Source organism: Alistipes sp. 56_sp_Nov_56_25 (assembly GCF_001915285.1).
Lineage (GTDB): Bacteria > Bacteroidota > Bacteroidia > Bacteroidales > Rikenellaceae > Alistipes > Alistipes shahii.
In genome coordinates this window covers 1-4529 of record NZ_MNQF01000020.1, presented here as the reverse complement: position 1 = coordinate 4529, position 4529 = coordinate 1, and the positions used below count along the sequence as shown (strand labels likewise).

At 59.7% G+C, this 4529-nt stretch carries 2 protein-coding genes and 2 pseudogenes; all 4 read left to right on the top strand.

Annotation, left to right across the window (positions count from 1 at the left end; all coding sequences use genetic code 11):
- Positions 1 to 72: 72 nt before the first annotated feature.
- Positions 73 to 830, top strand: a pseudogene (locus BHV64_RS13265) (DUF2764 family protein).
- Positions 831 to 968: 138 nt separating this feature from the next.
- Positions 969 to 2687, top strand: a complete 1719-nt coding sequence (locus BHV64_RS06755; RefSeq protein ID WP_288115670.1) for a V-type ATP synthase subunit A — start codon at positions 969 to 971, stop codon at positions 2685 to 2687.
- Positions 2684 to 4006: a V-type ATP synthase subunit B gene (locus tag BHV64_RS06750; protein ID WP_009597891.1), complete on the top strand. Its 1323-nt coding sequence runs from the start codon at positions 2684 to 2686 to the stop codon at positions 4004 to 4006. The genes BHV64_RS06755 and BHV64_RS06750 overlap by 4 nt, the downstream gene beginning before the upstream one ends.
- A 6-nt stretch (positions 4007 to 4012) precedes the next feature.
- Positions 4013 to 4529: pseudogene (locus BHV64_RS06745) on the top strand (V-type ATP synthase subunit D); the annotation flags it as partial.

Sequence of the window (4529 nt, the reverse complement as noted above, 5' to 3'; positions counted from 1 at the left end):
CGATTTCGACGCCCTGCTGGGCGAATACCTGCGCGAGTAGGTTTCGGACATGCTTTTTAAGGCATAACGCGTATGTTCGCAACGGAATATTATTGTCTGGTAGCCGGACTGAAGGAGTACTCCCTCGACGCCGACACCAAGGGTTTCGACGCCAAAGCCATCGTCGGGGAGATTCTCGACGGCGTTTCGGCTTCGGATGCGGCTCAGGTGCGTCTGCTGTACGGCTACTACGATTGTGAGAATATCGCTTCGCTGCGCGCGGGGCGCTCGGCGCACAATCCGCTGGGCAACTTCACGCGCGAGGAGCTGGAAGAGGAGGTGAAGGCTCCCAAGCGCCTGCCCTCCGCCGTGGGCCGCGTGCTGCGCGCCTATGCCGATCCCGAAGGGGAGGACGCCGAGGAGGTCGATACGGCGCAGCGTTTCGAAACCGCGCTGTTCGACGCCTATTACGCCACCTGCAGCCGTGCCAAGAGCCGCTTCCTGCCGAGGAGGTGACCGTAGGCGGGGGCGACGTGGTCGAACAGCTGGAGCGCAGTTCGGCCGCCGATTTCGGTCTGCGGGGCGAACTGCCCTACATCGACGCCGTGATCGCCGCCGTGAACGACGAGGCGAATCTGGTCGAGAAGGAGCACAAGATCGACCTGATCCGCTGGAACGAGGCCACCGAGCTGGCGACGTTCGACTATTTCGACATCAATACCATTCTGTCCTATCTGGCGCGCGTCAATATCGTGGCCCGCTGGACGCAACTGGACGCCGTGCGCGGTCGTGAAATGTTCGACCGCCTGATGGCCGAGCTGGACGGCAGGGAGCTGGTGAACAGGATATAGCCGCCGCGCGGCACATGCGGGCGGCGCGCCGCCGGACCGGGACCGGTCTCTCCGGCAGGAGGGATGCGGAGCGGCCGGGAAGTGCGGAAATGCGGTCCGCGACCGGAAAAATGAAAATAAGAAACTAAACGAATATTCATGAAAACTACAGGACGTGTAAATGGTATCATCTCCAACATCGTCATCGTCAAGGCCGACGGAGCAGTAGGCCAGAACGAGATCTGCTATGTCTATGCGGGAGATACCAAGATGATGGCCGAGGTCATCAAGGTCGTAGGCGACAGCGCCTATGTCCAAGTTTTTGACAGCACCCGCGGACTCAAGATCGGCGACAAGGTCGAGTTCGAGGGACATATGCTCGAAGTGACGCTCGCGCCGGGACTTTTGTCGCGCAACTACGACGGTCTGCAGAACGACCTCGAAAAGATGGACGGGCTGTTCATCGAGCGCGGTTCGATCACCGATCCGATCGACTTCGACGCCGAGTGGGAATTCGCTCCGCTGGCCAAGGCGGGCGACAAGGTGACCGCCGCGTCGTGGCTGGGCGAAGTCAAGGAGCAGTGGGTGAGCCATAAGATCATGGTGCCCTTTACCATGGCCGGCAACTATACGGTCAAGAGCGTGGCGGCGGCCGGGAAATACAAGGTGACGGACACGATCGCCGTCCTGACCGACGAGGAGGGCCGCGAACATGCGGTCACGATGGTTCAGAAATGGCCCGTGAAGCAGGCCGTGCGCTGCTACGTCGAGAAGCCGCGTCCGTCGCGCATGATGGAGACGGGCGTTCGCGCCATCGACACCTTCAATCCGATGGCCGAAGGCGGTACGGGCTTCATCCCCGGACCTTTCGGCGCCGGCAAGACCGTGCTCCAGCACGCCATTTCCAAGCAGGCCGACGCCGACATCATCATCATGGTGGCCTGCGGCGAGCGTGCCAACGAGGTGGTCGAAATCTTCAAGGAGTTCCCCGAACTGGTCGATCCCCATACGGGCCGCAAGCTCATGGAGCGTACGATCATCATCTGCAATACGTCGAACATGCCCGTTGCGGCGCGCGAGGCGTCGGTCTATACCGGCATGGCCATCGGCGAATACTACCGCTCGATGGGACTCAAGGTGCTGGTGATGGCCGACTCGACTTCGCGCTGGGCGCAGGCGCTGCGCGAGATGTCGAACCGTCTGGAGGAGCTGCCCGGTCAGGACGCCTTCCCGATGGACCTTTCGGCGATCATCTCCAACTTCTATTCGCGCGCCGGTCTGGTCAAACTGAACAACGGCCAGACGGGTTCCGTGACCTTCCTCGGTACGGTGTCGCCTGCGGGCGGTAACCTCAAGGAGCCGGTGACCGAATCGACCAAGAAGGCCGCGCGCTGCTTCTATGCGCTTTCGCAGGGCCGCGCCGACTCGAAGCGTTACCCGGCCATCGACCCGCTCGAATCCTATTCGAAATACCTCGAATATCCCGAAATCCGCGAATACCTCGACGAGCATATCGAAAAGGACTGGGTGGACCTCGTCTATGCCGGCAAGACCCTCGTGCAGCGCGGCAAGGAGGCCAACGACCAGATCAACATTCTCGGCGACGACGGCGTTCCGGTCGAGTATCACGAACGTTTCTGGAAATCGGAGCTGCTCGACTTCGTGATCCTGCAGCAGGACGCTTTCGACGACATCGACGCCAACTGTCCGCTCGAACGTCAGAAGATGATGTATAAAATGGTGCTCGACATCTGCCGGAAGGATTTCGCTTTCGCCGATTTCGAGGAGTGCTCGCAGTTCTTCAAGGGCCTTATCAACCTCTTCCGTCAGATGAACTACTCGGAGTGGCAGTCGGAGAAGTTCGAAGTTAGACCATGACAACACGAGCTTTTCAGAAGATATATACCAAGATTGACAACATCACCAAGGCGACCGTGACGCTCCGGGCGCTGGGCGTCGGCAACGACGAACTGGCTACCGTGGGCGGCAAGCTGGCGCAGGTGGTGAAAATTATGGGCGAGAACGTGACGTTGCAGGTGTTCTCCGGAACCGAGGGCATCGCCACCGATTCGGAGGTCGTCTTCCACGGCGAACCCCCGAAACTGCGCGTGTCGGACAACCTCGCGGGCCGCTTCTTCAACGCCTACGGCGAGCCGCTCGAAGGCGGTGAGATCGTCGAGGGCGAGCCGCGCGAGATCGGCGGCCCGACGGTGAACCCCTTCAAGCGTATCCAGCCTTCGGAGCTGATCGCCACGGGTATCGCCGGCATCGACCTCAACAATACGATCGTCACGGGGCAGAAGATTCCCTTCTTCGCCGACCCCGACCAGCCCTATAACGCCGTGATGGCCAACGTGGCCCTGCGCGCCAAGGCCGACAAGATCATTCTGGGCGGCATGGGACTCACCAACGACGACTTTCTCTACTTCAAGTCCGTCTTCGAGAACGCCGGTGCGCTGGACCGCATCGTGTCGTTCGTCAATACGACCGAGAACCCGCCCGTGGAGCGTCTGCTCGTTCCCGACATGGCGCTGACCGCCGCCGAATACTTCGCCGTGGACAAGGGCGAGAAGGTGCTGGTGCTGCTGACCGACATGACGCTCTACGCCGATGCGCTGGCTATCGTGTCGAACCGCATGGACCAGATTCCGTCGAAGGACTCGATGCCCGGTTCGCTTTATTCGGACTTGGCGAAGATCTACGAGAAGGCCGTGCAGCTGCCCAACGGCGGTTCGATCACCATCATCGCCGTGACGACCCTTTCGGGCGGCGACATCACGCACGCCATTCCCGACAATACGGGTTACATCACCGAGGGTCAGCTGTTCCTGCGCAACGACTCCGATACGGGCAAGGTCATCGTGGACCCGTTCCGTTCGCTGTCGCGTCTCAAGCAGCTGGTTATCGGCAAGAAGACCCGCGAGGACCATCCGCAGGTGATGAACGCCTGCGTGCGTCTGTATGCCGATGCCGCCAACGCCAAGACCAAGCTCGAAAACGGTTTCGACCTCTCGGATTACGACGAACGTACGCTGAAATTCGCGTTCGACTATTCGGAGAAACTGCTCTCGATCGACGTCAATATCGGCATCACCGAGATGCTCGACACGGCGTGGGGACTCTTTGCGAAGTACTTCTCCAAGGAGGAGGTCGCTATCAAGGAGGAACTCATCAAAAAGTACTGGAAAGAAGCGTAACGTACGATGGCAATCAAATTTCAATATAACAAGACCTCGCTCGGCGACCTCGGCAAGCAGCTGAAAATGCGGCAGAAGGCGCTCCCTACGATCAAAAGTAAGGAGTCGGCCCTGCGCTCCGAGGTGAAGAAGGCGAAGGACTCCGCAGGCGATTACCGCCGTCGGCTCGACCGGCTTGGGGAGAGTTTGATTGTGACCTCCTGCGTATCGCCGATGTGGAACTTTCGGTACAGAAAATCGCAGGTGTGCGTACGCCGGTCCTGCAGGACGTGAAATTCGAGGTGAAACCCTACGATCTTTTCTCGTCGCCCGTCTGGTTCGCCGACGGAGTCGATATTCTGAAGCGCATGGCGCAGCTGGGTATCGAGTTCGAGGTCTACAACCGCAAGATGGAGCTGCTGGACTATGCACGCCGTAAAACCACTCAGAAGGTGAACTTGTATGAAAAGGTGCAGATACCCGGATACGAGGACGCCATACGTAAGATCAAACGCTTCATGGAGGACGAGGAGAACCTCTCCAA